The sequence below is a fragment of the Paraburkholderia unamae genome (assembly GCF_003268775.1).
Taxonomy (GTDB): Bacteria; Pseudomonadota; Gammaproteobacteria; order Burkholderiales; family Burkholderiaceae; genus Paraburkholderia; species Paraburkholderia unamae.
In genome coordinates, this window is sequence record NZ_QLSU01000011.1 from 110,282 (window position 1) to 125,712 (window position 15,431).

The following is a 15,431-nucleotide window of genomic DNA, read 5'->3' on the forward strand; positions in this document are numbered from 1 at the left end:
CTGTTGTGGAAGAGAAGGGGAGACGAAATGTTCCTGCGAGATGAAATGTTCCTGCGAAACGCATGGTATGTCGCCGGATGGGATGCCGAAGTGGCTGGGGATACCCTGCTGCCCAGGCGCTTGCTGGGCGACGATCTGGTTTTTTTCCGCGGCGACGATGGCGCGATCGTCGCGCTGGAAGACCGCTGCTGCCATCGGCACGCGCCATTGTCAAAGGGGCAGCGCGAGGGCAATCGCGTGCGTTGCATGTATCACGGTCTGGTGTTCGACGCGAGCGGGCGGTGTGTCGAGGTGCCGGGGCAGGAGCGCGTTCCCGAGCGGCTGTGCGTTCGAAGCTACCCGGTCGTCGAACGGGACCGTCTGATCTGGGTGTGGATGGGGCTGCCCGAAAACGCGGCTGCGGCGGCGATCCCCGACGCGCACTGGCACGATTGCGCGAACTGGAGCGCCGAGCGAGGCGGCTATATCCACTACGATTCGAACGTTCAGCTCATTGCCGATAATCTTCTCGACTTCTCGCATCTCGGCTTCGTCCACAACAAATCGATCGGCACGCGCAAGCAAGGTAGCGTGCGGCCCGAGGTGACGTTCGACGACGAGTCCGTCACGGTTCGCTTCACGACGCCCGATAGCCCGCCGCCGCCTTTCGCGCGCGAACTGGGTGCGCTCGCTGAGCGCGTCGACCGCTTCAACTTCTACGTCTGGCACGTGCGCGGCAATTACTTCGTCCAGGATTCGGTGATCGCACCGGTCGGCGAGGGATACGAGAGCGCCGACCCCTCCACCATCAAGCTGCATACATTCATCGCACTGACCCCGCGCGATGCGCAGTCGACGCATTATTTCTGGTCCACCGCACACAATGATTTTCGCTCCACGGCGCCCGATCTGACGCGCAGGTTGACGGCGCAAGTCGCCCATGCGTTTCACGAGGACCGCGAGATCATCGAGGCGCAGCAACGGTCGATTGCGGCGGCCCCGGGCGCGCCGATGGCCGCCATTGCCGCGGACGGCACGTTGCTGCGCGTGCGGCGCATGCTCGACGCCATGCTGAGCCGCGAGGCGCAAGCGTCGCACGCGCCGCCGGCGGCCGAAGGGGCGCTCGCATGAAGAGCTACGACATCGTCGAATGGGGACGGCCGCTGCAAATGCAACTGCGTGAGACACCCGTTCCAGCCGGAACGCAGGTTCTCGTCAAGATCGAGGCGTGCGGCGTCTGCCATAGCGACCTTCACATCCAGACCGGCGCCCTCGACCTGGGCAACGGCCGCAAGGTGAGCTTCGAGAGCGTGGGCGTCGAACTGCCGTTCACGATGGGCCATGAAATCGTGGGTACCGTGGCCGCCGCCGGTCCGGACGCTCGCGTAGCCGTTGGTTCGCGCTGCGTGGTGTATCCGTGGCAGGGCTGCGGCCAGTGCCGCGCCTGTCACGCCGGGCGTGAGCTCGACTGCGATTTCGGCGCGGCGCTGGGCACCCGCCGTCGTGGCGGCTATGCCGACCACGTGCTCGTGCCGCATGACCGTTACGTGCTCGACTACGGCTCGCTCGATCCGCTGCTCGCCGCCACCTGCGCGTGCTCGGGGTTGACCGCGTACAGTGCGCTGCGCAAGCTGCCGGATCTCGAAGCCGACGACAGCCTGCTCCTGATCGGCGCGGGCGGATTAGGCCTTGCCGCACTTGGCCTCGCGAAGGGCATGACCGCCGCCCGCATTCTCGTGGCCGACATCGACGACGACAAGCTGGCACAGGCGTCGCGTGCGGGCGCGGCGGGCACGTTCGATCTGCGGCAAGCCGATGCGATGGCCGCGCTGCGTGCTGCGGCGCCGGCCGGCATACGCGCCGTGATCGACTTTGTCGGCTCGCCGCAAACCACGGAACTGGGCGTGAGCGTCGTCGGGCGCGGCGGCACGGTCGTCGTAGTGGGTCTCTTCGGCGGGGCGTTGTCGCTCTCTACCGCGCTGCTGCCGATGCGCAACATCGCGCTCAAAGGCTCCTACGTCGGAACCTTGCAGGAAATGCGCGACTTGCTTGCCTTGCTGCAACGCGAACCGCTGCTTCAGGTGCCCATCGGAACCTATCCGATGTCCCGGATCAACGACGCGCTCGGTGCACTGGGCGCAGGCAAGGTTGTCGGCCGCATTCTGGCGATGGCTGGCGAATGAACCGGCGGGCCCGGTGCCATCGGGCCCGCCCTTGATGCGAGAAAACTCATGCAATGGAATTCGGCTCAGGCCGTGATGGCGCATCTTGCCGCGCATCCGGTCAGGCATTTGATCGACGGAGAGCTGGTCGATTCGGCGGTGCACGCGGGCGTCATCAATCCGGCGACCGGCGAGGCCTGCGGCAGCAGTCCGCAGGCTTCGCGCGCGCAGCTCGAACACGCCGTCGCGGCCGCACTGCGCGCGCAGAAGGCGTGGGCGCAAACCTCGTTCGACGAGCGGCGCACGCGCCTGAAGGCGTTCGCCGACTTGCTGCGAAGCCATGCAGCGGAGCTGGGCGCGCTCGTCACGCTGGAGCAAGGGCGGCCGCTCACCCTGGCGAGGGGCGAAATCGAGCGCGCGGCGTCGCTGCTGGAAGCCGTGATCGGCATTGAACTCGGCGATGAAGTGTTGCGCGCCGACGCGCGGGGCAAGGTGTATTTCCGTTTTCATCCACTGGGCGTGGTCGGCGCGATCGCGCCCTGGAATGTGCCGGTGGGCCTCGCGGTGCCCAAGATCACGCACGCGCTCTACGCCGGCAATACGGTGGTCCTGAAGCCTTCGCCCTATACGCCGCTGGCGACGTTGCGTCTCGGCGAGCTGGCCCGCGACCTCTTTCCATCCGGAGTCCTGAATATTATCGGCGGGGGCAACGAGATCGGCGAAGCGATCGCCACCCATCCGGACATCGCCAAGATCTCGTTCACCGGATCGGTGCCCACGGGGCGGCGTGTCATGGCGTCAGCCGCCGGCCGGCTCAAGCGGTTGACGCTCGAGCTAGGCGGCAACGATGCCGCGATCGTCCGGGAAGACGCTGATATCGAACGCATCGCGCCGCAATTGTTTGCGGCGGCCTTCGTCAACAGCGGCCAGGTGTGCATGGCGATCAAGCGGCTCTATGTCCACGAAAGCCTGCATGACCGGCTGGCTGCGCTGCTGTGCGAACAGGCGGCAAGCCTCGTCGTCGGCGACGGCTTCGATCCGGCAACGGCGATGGGGCCGGTCCAGAACCTCGCGCAGTTCGAGTCGGTGAAGGCGGTGCTGCGCGATGTGCGCGCCGATCCCAAGGCCCGCGTCCTCACGGGCGGTTACGCTCGCGAAGGGTGCGGCTACTTCATCGAGCCCACGGTCGTGGCGGGTCTCGCCGAAGGCACGCGGCTTGTCGATCAGGAGACCTTCGGGCCGGTTCTGCCGATACTGTCTTACCAGACCGACGAGGAAGCCGTGCAGCGCGCGAACGCGGGGGAATTCGGCCTGGGCGCTTCGGTGTGGGGCGAGGACCTGGGCGCGGCGGAGGCCATGGCGCGCCAGCTCGTCGCGGGCACGGTCTGGATCAATCGCCACGTGGGTGTCGATCCGCTAGTGCCGTTCGGCGGCGCGAAATCGTCGGGAATCGGCCAGCAGTTCGGGCTTGGCGGGCTGCGCGACTTCATGCAGCCCGCGGCGATCTACGTGCCTTCGTGAGCCGCTCACGTCATCATTGACCGACGAAGCGAGGCTCGCGCTTGTCGAGGAACGCGCGCAGACCCTCTGCGCCGTCACGAGACGCATAGCAGACGTTTTGCGCCGCCGTTTCGCGGGCCAGCGCGTCGCGCATGCCGCCCAGGTGATGGTGTTGCACGGCGCGCTTCGCAAGGCGGATCGGCAGCGGCGCATTCATGGCGATGCGGCAAGCGATTTGGCGTGCCGTTTCCATCAACGCGTCCGGCTCGACAACGCGGCTCACGATACCGAGGCGCAGCGCCTCTGCGGCATCGAGCACCTCGCCTGTGTAGATCAGCTCCAGCGCCTTCGACTGGCCCACGACGAGCGGCAACAGGTAGGTGCCGCCGTAGTCGGGCATCATGCCGCGCAGCACGTGCGATTGCGCGAACCGCGCGCTGTGCGAAGCGATGCGGAAGTCGGCGGCGAGCGCGAGATTCATGCCCGCTCCCATCGCGGGACCGTTGACGGCCGCGATCACCGGCTTTGATGCTTCGTACACGGCGAGCAAGGTGCGGTCGCGCGCGGGCTCGATCTTGTCTTCGAGCGTCTGGCCGTGCACCGCGCGCTCGTGAATCTCGCGCAGATCGCCGCCCGAGCAGAACGCATTGCCCGCGCCGGTCATGATGATCGCGCGCACGTCGCGGTCGGCATCCGCCCTGGACATCGCGCTCACGATGTCCTCGCGTAGTGTGCCGCCCAGCGCGTTGCGGCAGTCGGTCCGGTTGAGCGTGATGATGGCGATGTGGTCCGCGCGTTCGTACAGGACTTGGCCGATGGCTTGCTGCATACGTTCGTCTCCATTGGGCGCATGAATGCGCCCGTTTGCGTTATCGGGCAGAAGAAAGGTTCGGCGGGCTTGCCGGCGCTTCCCGGCCGTGCAAAGCGGCAGCCGCATGCGAGGCCACGCGCCAGCCGAACACGAGTGCAGGGCCGAGCGTCGCACCGGGGCCGGGATAGCTGCCGTGCATGATGGACGCCATGTCGTTGCCGCAGGCGTAGAGGCCTTCGATTGCGTGGCCGTCCGCGCCCAGCACGCGGCCGTCGGCGTCCGTGCGCAGGCCGCTGCTGCTCGCGGCGTCGGCGGGCCAGATGGCGAGGGCGCAAAACGGCGCGGTGGCGATCGGGCCGAGACAGGGATTCGGGCGCTGCGCGGCGTCGCCGTTGAAGCGGCTGACCGGCGTGTCGCCCTTGCCGAATTCGGCGTCGTGGCCGCTTTGCGCATCGGTGTTGTTGCGCGCAATCGTGCTGGCGAGCGCCTGCGCGTCGATGCCGAGGCGCTGCGCCAGCGCTTGGGGAGTCGCTGCGGTGACGAGATAGCCGGAGCGCTCGTAGCGGTGCAGGCGGCGCGTGCCCGGCGCAATGACGCCCAGCCCGTATTGACGGATGAACGCCGCATCGCAGATCAGGTACACCGGCAGCCCGGCGGCGCGATCGAGCATGGCTGCGACGAAGTGGTGATACGACGCGCCCTCGTTGACGAAGCGGCGGCCAGTCCCATCGACGGCGATCAGGCCGGGCTTCGCGCGGTCCAGATACAGGTGCGGAAAGAGGCGGTGGCCACCCGGCGCGGGCACGCGCGAGACGGGCTGCCAAAGGAAATCGCCGTGATGGCGCACCAGTTCCGCGCCGGCCTCACGGGCAAGCGCGATGCCGTCACCCCGCACGGACGGCGGCGTGAGCGACTCGAACGCCGCCGGATCGAGCCAGGCGCGCAGACCCGCGTGATGGCCGATGCCGCCTGTGGCGAGCACGACGCCCGCCCGCGCGCGCAAGCGGTAGCGCTGTCCGCGCGCTTCGAAGGTCGCGCCACGAAGGCGTCCGGCCTCGTCCCTGTCCAGTTCGACGAGCCGCGTGTCGAAGCGCATGTCGACATTGGCCGCGCGCAGACTGTAGAGCAGCCGCCCGACAAGGGCGTTGCCGAGCACGAGCCGGGTGCCGCGCCGGTAACGCAGGCGGTCGCGGGCATAGCGGGCGACGAGCCGCGCCGTGCGGGCGAACGCCTTCCACGAGCGATAGCGGCGCACGAGGGCCTGCACGTCCGCCTTGTTCGCCATCATGCCGCCGAGCACGAGGAAATCGTCGAGCGGCGCGCGCACGCGCGCGAAGTCGTCGCCGAGCAGGCGTCCATCGAACTCCAGCGGCGAGAGCGCGCGACCGTGGATCGCCGCGCCGGGCGCCTCGACATAATCGGGGTGCTCGCCGCAGCTTGCGAACGCCAGCGCCGTGTGGCGTTCGAGGAAGGCGATCGCCTCGTTGCCGCTTTCGAGGAACGCGCGGCGTCTCGCGAATGCGCAGTCCGGGCCGCCGATCGCTTCGAGATAGCGCGCGCCGTCCTCGGCCGTGTCGCCGAATCCGGCTCGCTGCCCGTGCTGGTTGCCCGGCAGCCACAAGGTGCCGGCGGACGTGGCCGTCGTGCCGCCCACCTGCGCCGTGGCTTCGCACAGCACGACCTTGAGCCCCATATGTGCGGCCGTGACGGCGGCCGTCATGCCGCCCGCGCCCGCACCGACGACGATCAGATCGAAGACCGCGTCGGCGCTGTCGCCGGCGTTGTCCGCGCGCGTGCTCATGCCGCCTCGGAACTGCACAGGCGCCATTGCAGCAGCGTGTAGGGCGGGTCGGCGTCGGCGTGATGCTCGAACACGCCTTCGACTTCGGCGCCGATCGTCACCGTCTGTTGCGGATCGCCGAGCAGATTGCCGACCATGCGCACGTGGCCCGCGCCGGGCAGTTCGACGAGCACGGCGAGGTACGGCCCGTGACCGGTCAACGCATCGTGCGAGGGATGCCAGATGCGCTCCCAGCTGTAGATGCGGCCACGCGGTGCGACTTCGGTCCACGCGGGGTCGAACGCGTGGCATCCGTGACAGATCCATTCGGGGCCGAACTGCCATGTGCCGCAATGCTCGCATCGCTGCACGACCAGGCGGTTCTCTCTCAACGCCTGCCAGTAGGGCGCGGAGAGTCCGTCCGGCTCTGCTACGGGAATCGGCAGGCCGGCGGGAAGGTAATACGGGGACGTGCCTGTTTCTTTCATCGTGTCGCCTCCTTGCCGAGCAGAAGGTTGCTCACCGGCGAGACCATCGGTCCGCCGATCACGAGCGCCACATCGTTTCGGCGTGCCTGGTTGCATGACGTGCCGCGAATTTGCCGCACGGCTTCCAGCACCAGCTCGAAGCCATGCATGTAGCACTCGGCCAGATTGCCGCCGCTCGTGTTGAGCGGCAGACGTCCGTCGGGCGCGATGAGATTGTCGAGCGTGAGGAAGTCGTTGGCGTCGCCGGGCGCGAAGAAACCGTGCTCGGCCAGCGCCATCACCACGCCGCCCGTGAAATTCTCGTAGCTCTGCACCACGCCGACATCGGCCGGGCCGATGTCGGCCATGCGGAAGAGGTCGGGCGCAACCGTGCCGAAATTGGCGCTCGCGTAGGCCGGACCATTGTGCGGGACCGCCGCGTAGCGATGGTCCGAGCCCGTGGCCGCGCCGAGGACGTAGGCCGCCTTGCCGCCGAATTCCTGCGCGCGTTCCGCCGGCACGAGAATCAGCGCGGCCGCGCCATCGTTTTCCATGCAGCAGTCGAACAGATGGAAGGGCTCCGCGATCCAGCGCGACGATTCGTATTTGTCGACGTCGAGCGGCTTGCCGTGCATCACCGCGCGCGGATTCGACTGTGCGTGGTGATACGACGCCAAAGCGATGGCGCGCAGAGCCTCCTGGCGAACACCGTGCTCGTGCATGAAACGTTGCACGCGCATGGCGAAGCGCTGCGGCGGCGCGAGCACGCCATACGGCATGAGCCATGCCTTCTCGCCCGAGATGGTGTCGATGCCGGTGGTGCGCCCGAAGCGGCCGTACTGGCCTTGCGCGAGCGAGCGGAACACGACCACGCAGTCGGCGAGTCCCGCGACGATCGCCGCCGCGCCGTTGGCGACCGCCGCGCAGCAACCGCCGCCGCCGCCGCCCCATTGCATCGTGCTCGAACACAGACGCCGCGTGCCGAGCGCCGCCGCGAGACGCGACGCCTCGCTGCGGTCGTCGCTGTAGGATGCGAAGCCGTCGATATCGCGCGGGTCGATGCCCGCGTCGGCACACGCCGCGAGAATCGCCTTCAGCGCGAGCTTGAACTCGCTATCGGGCGACTTGCCGTGCCGGTAATACTGCGTTTCGCCGATGCCGACGATCGCCACCTGGCCTTTGAGCGAGCGCGTCATGTTTCGACACCTCCCTTGCAAACGCATCGGCCCGTTTCCCCGAGGGAAATGGCGGGCCCGAATTCATGGCTCAAACCTGCGAACATGATGACTGGTCCTGGTGAGTGTTAAGGATTGCTTTCGAGGCGTTCATCGCTGCGGCTGCGGCTGCGTGGCGCGCCAGGTGTCGAGCACGGCGAGTGCGGTGCTGAGCGTGGCTTGCGCGGCTTCGCTGGCGGGCGTGCGGCTCAGGCGCGGCGCGGCGGCGGGGCGCACGCCGTCGCGCTCGGCGACATAGGTCCGCCGCGCCGCGACGTGCTCGTGTTGCGCCGCTTCGCGCAAGTTGAGCACGGGGCTCACGCAGGCGTCGGAGTCGCGGAAGTGCGCGGCCCACGCGTCGCGAGGCCGTGTGGCGAAGCTGGCGGTCAGCGCGGCGCGTATCGCGGGCCAGCCCGCCTTGTCGTGGCGCGGCGGCAGGCTGTCGGGCGCGATGTCCAGCCCTGCAAGGAGCGCTTGCCAGAAAGGCTCTTCCAGCGCCCCAACCGCGACGTAACGGTCGTCGGCGGTGCGATAGGTGGCGTACCACGGTGCGCCGCCGTCGAGCATGTGCGTGCCGCGCGGGCCGCTCCATTCGCCCTGCGCGAGCAGCCGGCAGAACAGCGACATCAGCATGGCGCTGCCGTCCACCATCGCCGCGTCGATGACCTGCCCCTGGCCGCTGGCGCGCGCCTCCCATAGCGCGCACAGCACGCCGAAGACGAGAAACATGGCGCCGCCGCCGTAGTCGCCGACAAGGTTCAGTGGCGGCACCGGCGCGCCGCCCGCGGCGCCGATCGCATCGAGCACGCCGGTCAGCGCGATGTAGTTGATATCGTGGCCCGCGGTCGCGGCGAGCGGACCCGTTTGGCCCCAACCCGTCATGCGGCCGTACACGAGGCGCGCATTGCGCGCGTGGCAGGCTTTGGGCCCGAGGCCGAGGTGCTCCATGACACCGGGGCGGCTGCCTTCGAGCAGAACGTCGGCGTGCGCGATCAGGTCGAGCGCGGTATCGCGATCGTGTGGCTGCTTCAGGTCGAGCGGGACGACCCGGCGTCCGCGCTGCATGAAGTCGGCGGTGTCGATCGTGGCGCGCGGCCGCGCGATCTGCACCACGTCCGCGCCCATGTCGGCGAGCAGCATGGCGCAGAATGGCACCGGGCCGAGCGCGCCGAATTCGATCACGCGCACGCCGGACAAGGGTCCTCTTTGCATGTCGTCTCCCCGCTCAGCCGCGCGCGGCCATGCGGCGCCCGGCGAAGAGCACGCATACCGACGACAGGGCGAAGAACACGGCGACCACGATCATGCCGGCGGCAAGGTTGTGCGTCTGCTGCTGTAGGCGGCCGACCATCATCGGCACGATCCAGCCGCCGAAAATGGCGCCGAACGAACTGATGATCGCGATGACGGCGGGCTTGGCCTTGGCCGGAAGATAGGTTTGCGGAATCGACCAGAAGATCGCCAGCGACGCATAGACCCCGATGTTGGCGAGCATGAAGCCAACCAGCGCGCCGGCCAGCGTGGTGGAAAGGGCGACGGTCGTATAGCCCGCCGCCGCGATCAACATGCAGGCGACCGTGTGGAGAACGCGCTCCTTGCGACGATCGGAGCGTCGTGACAGCCACGTCATGCCGACGATGCCCGCAAGCGGCGGCACCGCGGCGACGAAACCGATGATGCCGAGCGGCACGCCCGCGTGATGCAGGATCTGCGGCAACCAGGCGCCGACCGTCGCATTGCCGGAGAAGATGCCGACGTATCCGAGCGTGAGCACCCACATTTCGGGGCGGCGCATCAGGGCCAGGGCACCCGAAGGGACGCCGTGCGCGGGCGCTGCATTGTCGTGTTCGAGTTGCCTTTCGAGCCACAGCTTCTCGCTCTGCGAGAGCCAGCCCGCCTGATGCGGGCGGTCGGTCAGATAGAACGCGCCGAAGATGCCGAGCGCGACGGCAGGCAGTCCTTCGAGGAGAAACAGCCACTTCCAGCCCGGCACGCCCGCTATGCCGTCCAGTTGCATGATGGCGCCGGACACGAGCGACGCCAGCACGTAGGCGGCCGGAATCGAGTAGGAAAACATGGCGTTGTAGCGCGCCCGGTATTGCTGCGGAATCCAGTAGCTCAGGAACAGGAACACGCCCGGCGTCAACCCCGCCTCGGCAATGCCGAGCAGCGCGCGCATCGTATAGAAGCTATAAGGACCGCTAACGAAAGCCATCGACATCGTGACAATGCCGAACAGGATGGCGATGCGCGTGAGCGTAATGCGTGCCCCGTAGCGGGCCAGCGCGAGATTGCTGGGCACCTCGAACAGCGAGTAGCCGAGAAAGAGAATGCCCACGCCGACGCCGTACATCTGCGGCGTGAGCCCCAGTTCCTTGTTCATCGAGAACGACGCGAAGCTCAGATTGCCCCGGTCCAGCACGGACACCACGTAGAGCGCAATCAAATACCACATTAACCGGCGCCCGACCCGCGATACGACGCGGGCTCCGTCAACGTCAGTGGCTCCCGCCATGGCCGGCGCGGAACCGGGGGCCACGGCGGGGGATTGGGGTGACACGCTCATGCTTATCTCCTTTGTTGTCTGCTCGTACTGGAGGGACCAATTTGGTGGGTCAATATATTGGACCAAGGCAACATGTCACAGCCCGGGAAATCCCTGGGCAATGATCGTCTTGTGTGATTTAAGCGTGCAATATCAAGATAAATTGACTGAAAATACTGAAAAATATCGAATTTAAGGAGATTAATTCGATTGATATGCAGAAAAAGAGCCGACGCCTTCCACCGGAAACACCCGCGTTCCGCGGTCGGAATCCTGTTGACCATCGCTTCAATCGCTCTATAATTGGTCCCACCACTTTGATTGGCCCACCAATTTTTCGAGAGACGGAACCGCCATGCTTTCCCATGAAGACAACGAGACCCTTGTGCGCGTCGGCGCGGGCACGCCCACCGGCCAGTTCATGCGCCTTTTCTGGCTGCCGTTCCTGCCGTCGTCGGATTTGACGGTCGATGGGCAGCCGCAACGCGTGCGCCTGCTTGGTGAAGATTTGATCGCGTTTCGCGACTCGGAAGGCCGCATCGGTCTTGTCGACCATGCGTGCCCGCATCGCGGCGCGCCGCTCGTGTTCGGCCGCAACGAGAAGTGCGGCTTGCGCTGCGTGTATCACGGCTGGCAGTTCGGCGTGGACGGCCGCGTGATGGATACGCCGGCCGAGCCGGCGGAGAGCCGGCTCAAAGACAAGGTGCGCATCAAAAGCTATCCGTGCCGCGAGCGCAACGGGATCGTCTGGGCATATATGGGCGACGCGCCCGCGGATGCGTTGCCCGCGCTGCCGAATCTCGAATGGAACATGGTGCCGGCGGAAAACGTGCATTTCAGCTTCCGCGTGCAGGAGTGCAACTGGCTCCAGGCCGTGGAAGGCGAGATCGATTCGGCGCACGCGCCGATCCTGCACGGCCGCATCGATTCGCAGGGCGCCATCAACGACTGGACCGCCAAGCGCGACTTGCGGCCCGTGTTCGAATGTCAGCGGCAGGACTTCGGCATCAGCATCGCATCGCGGCGCGTGCTGGACGAGGAGCACAACTACTGGCGCGTCAACCAGTTCCTGTTCCCGTTCTATACGCTCGTGCCGCCGCAATCGAAGTATCCGGAACTGAGCGGTCACGCGTGGGTGCCGATCGACGACGAGAACACGTTGTGCCTGATGTTCTCCTATACGCCCGCCAGCCCGCTGTACGAGAAAACGCGCCAGCTCTTTGAAGCGGGGCATCACGGCCGCGAGACCGGCCACGCGAGTGCGAACGCCTACGAGCCGCGACCGGCGACGCAGCCGTATGCGAAGTACTGGACAAAATACAACCTTCAGTCAGCATTCCTCTTCAATTACGATGCGCAGACGAAAACATGGTTCTCGGGATTGCCGGGGCTGTGGGTGCAGGACGCCGCATGTCAGTCGGGCGTCGCGCCCATCTACGACCGCAGCAGGGAAAACCTCGGCATCAGCGACACGGGCGTCGCGATGACGCGCCGTCTGCTGCTCGAAAACGTGCGCAAGCTCGCTGCCGAGCGTGCCACGACGGTGCGGGTCGGCGACCCGGATCTCTGGATGGTGCGGGCGGTGTCGCTCACGCTGCCGGCCGGCGCGTCGTGGCAGAGCGACGGCGCCGGGCATATGCGCGCGCGCCTCGGTGCGGACTTCGGCTATGCGCCCTGACCGTTCATCGCCTGCGAATATTCGAGTCATCATGTCCCAGCCCACCCCTGAGCGCATCGACGTCCGGCTCACGCAAATCCGCTTCGAGGCGGACGACGTCGCTTCCTACGAGTTCCGGCCGGTCGGTGCGCCGGATCTGCCCGCATTCGAGGCCGGCGCGCACATCGACCTGCATTTGCCGGAAAACCGCGTGCGCAGTTACTCGCTCGTCAACGATCCGCATGAACGGCATCGCTACGTCATCGCCGTGCAGCGCGAGGCCGCCGGTCGTGGCGGCTCCGCATGGATGCACGCCGTGCCGCGAATCGGCGAGCACTTCACGATCGGCGTGCCGAAGAACGATTTCCCGCTGTGCGAGAGCGCGCCCGAGTCGATCTTCATTTGCGGCGGGATCGGCATTACGCCGGTTGTTTCGATGATCCGGCGGCTCGAACGCGTGGGCGCGCCCTGGCGGCTGCATTACGCCGTGCGGGAACGCTCGCGTGCCGCCTACGCGGACGATCTTGCGCAGATCGCCGGCGCGGACTCGCGCGTCGCCCTGTATTTCCAGAACGAAGATCAGCGGCTCGACGTGCGGGGCCTCGCCGAGCGCGCGCCCGCTGGCGCGCATCTGTACTGCTGCGGGCCGCGCGGCATGGTGGACGACTTCATCGACGCGTGCGCCGCGCGTCCGCAGGAACAGGTGCACTTCGAGCGCTTTGCGGCGGCGAGCGAGGCGGCGAGCGAGGGCGGTTTTGAAGTCGTGTTGCATCGCGACGGCCGGCGTATCGCCGTGGCGCCCGGCAAGACCATTCTGGACACCTTGCTCGATCACGGCGTCGATGTGCAGTACGCGTGCTCGGCCGGCGTATGCGGAACCTGCCGGGTCGGCGTGATCGACGGCGTGCCCGATCATCGCGACGATTTTCTGAACGCCGAAGAAAAGGCCGGCAATTGCGCGGTCATGGTGTGCTGCTCGGGGTCGCTCTCGCCGACGCTGGTTCTCGACCTCTGAGCACGCATTCGAACACGAACTGATACTGATTGGCAGGCGGCGCGCGGCGCCGCCTCGACGAGGAGACACGATGTTGTCGACACTGGCTGACGAATTTCCCCCGCACGAACCGCGCCCGGCCAACGCGCCGAAGGCGCTTGCGGGCATCCGCGTGGTGGACTTCACGCATTTCATCGCCGGGCCTTTTGCAACGATGATGCTCGCGGACATGGGGGCCGAGGTCATCAAGGTCGAAGCGCCCGGCCGCGGCGACGAGTTTCGCTATTACCCGCCCGCGCATCCGCAGGACGCGACCATTGGTGCGCCGTACCTCTGGGCGAACCGCAACAAGCGCAGCATCGCGCTCGACCTGAAGCACGAAGACGGCCAACGCATTGCGCGCGAGCTGATCGCGACGGCGGACGTTGTCGCCGAGAATTTTTCGACGGGCGTGATGGAGCGCCTCGGCCTCGGGTATGAGGCGTGCCGCGCGTTGAACCCGGAACTGATCTATTGCTCGGTTTCCGCCTATGGCCGCGAGGGCGCGTTTGCCGACCGGCTCGGATTCGATCCCATCGCGCAAGCCGAAAGCGGATTTGTGTCGATGAACGGCTACGCGGACCGCCTGGGTGTGCGCGCACTGTCACCCGTGATGGACATCAGCACCGCGATGATGGCCGCCAACGCCATACTCGGCGCGCTCGTCTCACGCGAGCGCAGCGGCAAGGGGCAGGCCGTGGAGGTCTCGCTCTTCGACAATGCCGTGCTGATGACGGGCTATGCAACGGCGCAGCATCTGTTCACGGGCGACGAGCCGCGACGCCACGGCAATACGAGCCCCGATACATGCCCCTCCGGCGTGTTCAAGGCAGCGGACGGGGCGTTCTACATCAATTGCGGCAACAACAAGATCTTCCATCGCCTGGCCAGCCAGGTGCTGGAGATGCCCGAGCTGGCGGCCGATCCCGTGCTGGCGGATCGCAACGGCCGGATCGCGCGGCGCGACGAGTTGTTTCGCATTCTCGACGAAGCGTTCATTCGTCATCCGTGGGTTTACTGGCAGCAACGCATGCGGGCGGCGTCGATTCCATGCGGCGAGGTGCGCACGGTCGGCGAGGCGCTGCGCTCGGCGGAAGCGCGCGAGCGCAAGCTCGTGAGCCGGCTCGAGCATCCGGATCTGGGCTGGCTGCCGAACATCAATCTGCCGTTTCGCTTCAGCGAGACGCCGATCGAAGATCCGTCGCCCGCGCCGCGCGTCGGCGAGCATAGCCGCGGCATTCTCACCGGCGTGCTCGGCTACGCCGACGACGCGGCGAGCGCGTTGCTGGACAGCGGCGTCGTGTACAGCAGCGCCGAGTCCGCTTCAGCCTCAGCCTCGGCCGCACAAGCCGGATAAGTGCGCACCGCCATGCCGGCCCCGTGGCGCCTTTCGGAATGAAGGCCCAGGGGGCCGGCGCGACGGGGACAGTCTGTATAATCTGGGAGTCCCGGTTTTGCGATTTTCTTCAGTGATATGGAACTGACGTCTCCCGTTACCCGCGAATCGACTTCACGCTCGGAACTCGTCGGGAAAATGCTGGCTTTTTTCAAGGAGCGCGGCTACGAGAGCGGCGAGCGTCTACCGTCCGAGCGCGCGCTCGCCGAGCGTTTCGGCGTGGGGCGCAACGCGCTGCGCGAAGCGCTCTCCACCCTCAGCGCGCTGCGGGTGATCGAGTCGCGGCCGAATTCGGGCATCTATCTTCGCCGCATGTCCACGGACAGCAGTTTCGAGACCATCGTGCTGCTGACCGAAATGGGCTCCGAGCCGTCGATGAAGGAAGTGAAGGAGACGCTCGAAGTGCGTTGGGCGCTCGAAATGCGCGGCGTGCAGCTTGCGTGCGAGCGCCGCACGGAGGCGGATCTCGACAGTCTCGCATCGGTCATCGACGCAACTCGGGCGGTGCTCGCGAACAAGGGCAATATTTCCGTTCAGGACACCGCGTTCCACATGGCGCTCGCGCGCTGCACGCATAACGAAGTCCTCGTGCGGTTGCTCAATTCGTTCTACCGTATTTCCGAAAGCCGTCGTTTCGCGCTGTTCGCCGATCCCGAGCGCGGTGCGATTTCGGCTGCGCAGCACGAGAGCCTCTGTGAAGCGATCAAGAAGCGCGACGTGAAGAAGGCGACCACGTTGATGGAGACGCACTTTGCTCGCGCCGTCGAATCGTGGAGCGAGATTCTCGGCGATGAGTCGCCGGCGGAAGCCAAACAGGTACGCAAAAAGAAGTAAAACGCTGACGTATCGGTGCACAAGGGCTGGATTCCCCGCGAGGAGAATCCAGC

Annotated in this window: 13 protein-coding genes; 7 read left to right on the forward strand and 6 right to left on the reverse strand. The window is 66.7% G+C overall.

The annotated features are described in order from the left end of the window. Window positions 1-45 precede the first annotated feature (45 nt). From C7401_RS19455 to C7401_RS19465, 3 genes are read left to right on the forward strand one after another with little or no spacing between them, the layout of a single operon-like run. Window positions 46-1,110: a Rieske 2Fe-2S domain-containing protein gene (locus C7401_RS19455; RefSeq protein WP_112173025.1), complete on the forward strand. Its 1,065-nt coding sequence runs from the start codon at window positions 46-48 to the stop codon at window positions 1,108-1,110. Beyond that, window positions 1,107-2,162 carry an alcohol dehydrogenase catalytic domain-containing protein gene (locus C7401_RS19460; RefSeq protein WP_112173026.1) on the forward strand — a complete coding sequence of 352 codons (1,056 nt, stop codon included), beginning with the start codon at window positions 1,107-1,109 and terminating at the stop codon, window positions 2,160-2,162. Before C7401_RS19455 ends, C7401_RS19460 begins: the two co-directional genes overlap by 4 nt. A 48-nt stretch (window positions 2,163-2,210) precedes the next feature. After that, window positions 2,211-3,662: an aldehyde dehydrogenase family protein gene (locus C7401_RS19465; RefSeq protein ID WP_112173027.1), complete on the forward strand. Its 1,452-nt coding sequence runs from the start codon at window positions 2,211-2,213 to the stop codon at window positions 3,660-3,662. A 13-nt stretch (window positions 3,663-3,675) separates the two neighbouring features. On the opposite strand, the gene C7401_RS19470 is transcribed toward C7401_RS19465, so the two are convergent. The 6 genes from C7401_RS19470 to C7401_RS19495 all read right to left on the reverse strand — a co-directional run bounded on the left by C7401_RS19470 (window position 3,676) and on the right by C7401_RS19495 (window position 10,368). Next, the gene (locus tag C7401_RS19470; RefSeq protein WP_112173028.1) at window positions 3,676-4,470 is read right to left on the reverse strand and encodes an enoyl-CoA hydratase/isomerase family protein; all 795 of its coding nucleotides are present in this window, start codon (window positions 4,468-4,470) and stop codon (window positions 3,676-3,678) included. Between the two features lie 40 nt (window positions 4,471-4,510). Beyond that, window positions 4,511-6,253: an FAD-dependent oxidoreductase gene (locus C7401_RS19475; protein WP_112173029.1), complete on the reverse strand. Its 1,743-nt coding sequence runs from the start codon at window positions 6,251-6,253 to the stop codon at window positions 4,511-4,513. Beyond that, complete coding sequence (locus tag C7401_RS19480) at window positions 6,250-6,720, reverse strand: Zn-ribbon domain-containing OB-fold protein (protein WP_112173030.1); 471 nt, start codon at window positions 6,718-6,720, stop codon at window positions 6,250-6,252. Before C7401_RS19480 ends, C7401_RS19475 begins: the two co-directional genes overlap by 4 nt. After that, entirely contained in the window at window positions 6,717-7,895 is a 1,179-nt protein-coding gene (locus C7401_RS19485; RefSeq protein WP_181565620.1) for a thiolase C-terminal domain-containing protein, read from the reverse strand. Before C7401_RS19485 ends, C7401_RS19480 begins: the two co-directional genes overlap by 4 nt. Before the next feature lie 129 nt (window positions 7,896-8,024). Then, window positions 8,025-9,125 carry a CaiB/BaiF CoA transferase family protein gene (locus tag C7401_RS19490; RefSeq protein WP_112173031.1) on the reverse strand — a complete coding sequence of 367 codons (1,101 nt, stop codon included), beginning with the start codon at window positions 9,123-9,125 and terminating at the stop codon, window positions 8,025-8,027. 13 nt (window positions 9,126-9,138) lie between these two features. Next, window positions 9,139-10,368, reverse strand: coding sequence for an MFS transporter (locus C7401_RS19495; protein ID WP_258397151.1), 1,230 nt, complete (start codon window positions 10,366-10,368; stop codon window positions 9,139-9,141). A gap of 445 nt (window positions 10,369-10,813) precedes the next feature. Between C7401_RS19495 and C7401_RS19500 the strand changes: the two genes are divergently transcribed. The 4 genes from C7401_RS19500 (at window position 10,814) to C7401_RS19515 (ending at window position 15,378) form a co-directional block, all read left to right on the forward strand. After that, window positions 10,814-12,136 carry a Rieske 2Fe-2S domain-containing protein gene (locus C7401_RS19500; protein ID WP_112173033.1) on the forward strand — a complete coding sequence of 441 codons (1,323 nt, stop codon included), beginning with the start codon at window positions 10,814-10,816 and terminating at the stop codon, window positions 12,134-12,136. A gap of 31 nt (window positions 12,137-12,167) precedes the next feature. Beyond that, window positions 12,168-13,130: a PDR/VanB family oxidoreductase gene (locus C7401_RS19505; RefSeq protein WP_112173034.1), complete on the forward strand. Its 963-nt coding sequence runs from the start codon at window positions 12,168-12,170 to the stop codon at window positions 13,128-13,130. 70 nt (window positions 13,131-13,200) lie between these two features. Beyond that, window positions 13,201-14,505 carry a CaiB/BaiF CoA transferase family protein gene (locus tag C7401_RS19510; protein ID WP_112173035.1) on the forward strand — a complete coding sequence of 435 codons (1,305 nt, stop codon included), beginning with the start codon at window positions 13,201-13,203 and terminating at the stop codon, window positions 14,503-14,505. 177 nt (window positions 14,506-14,682) lie between these two features. After that, window positions 14,683-15,378, forward strand: a complete 696-nt coding sequence (locus C7401_RS19515) for a FadR/GntR family transcriptional regulator (protein ID WP_258397153.1) — start codon at window positions 14,683-14,685, stop codon at window positions 15,376-15,378. Window positions 15,379-15,431 lie beyond the last annotated feature (53 nt).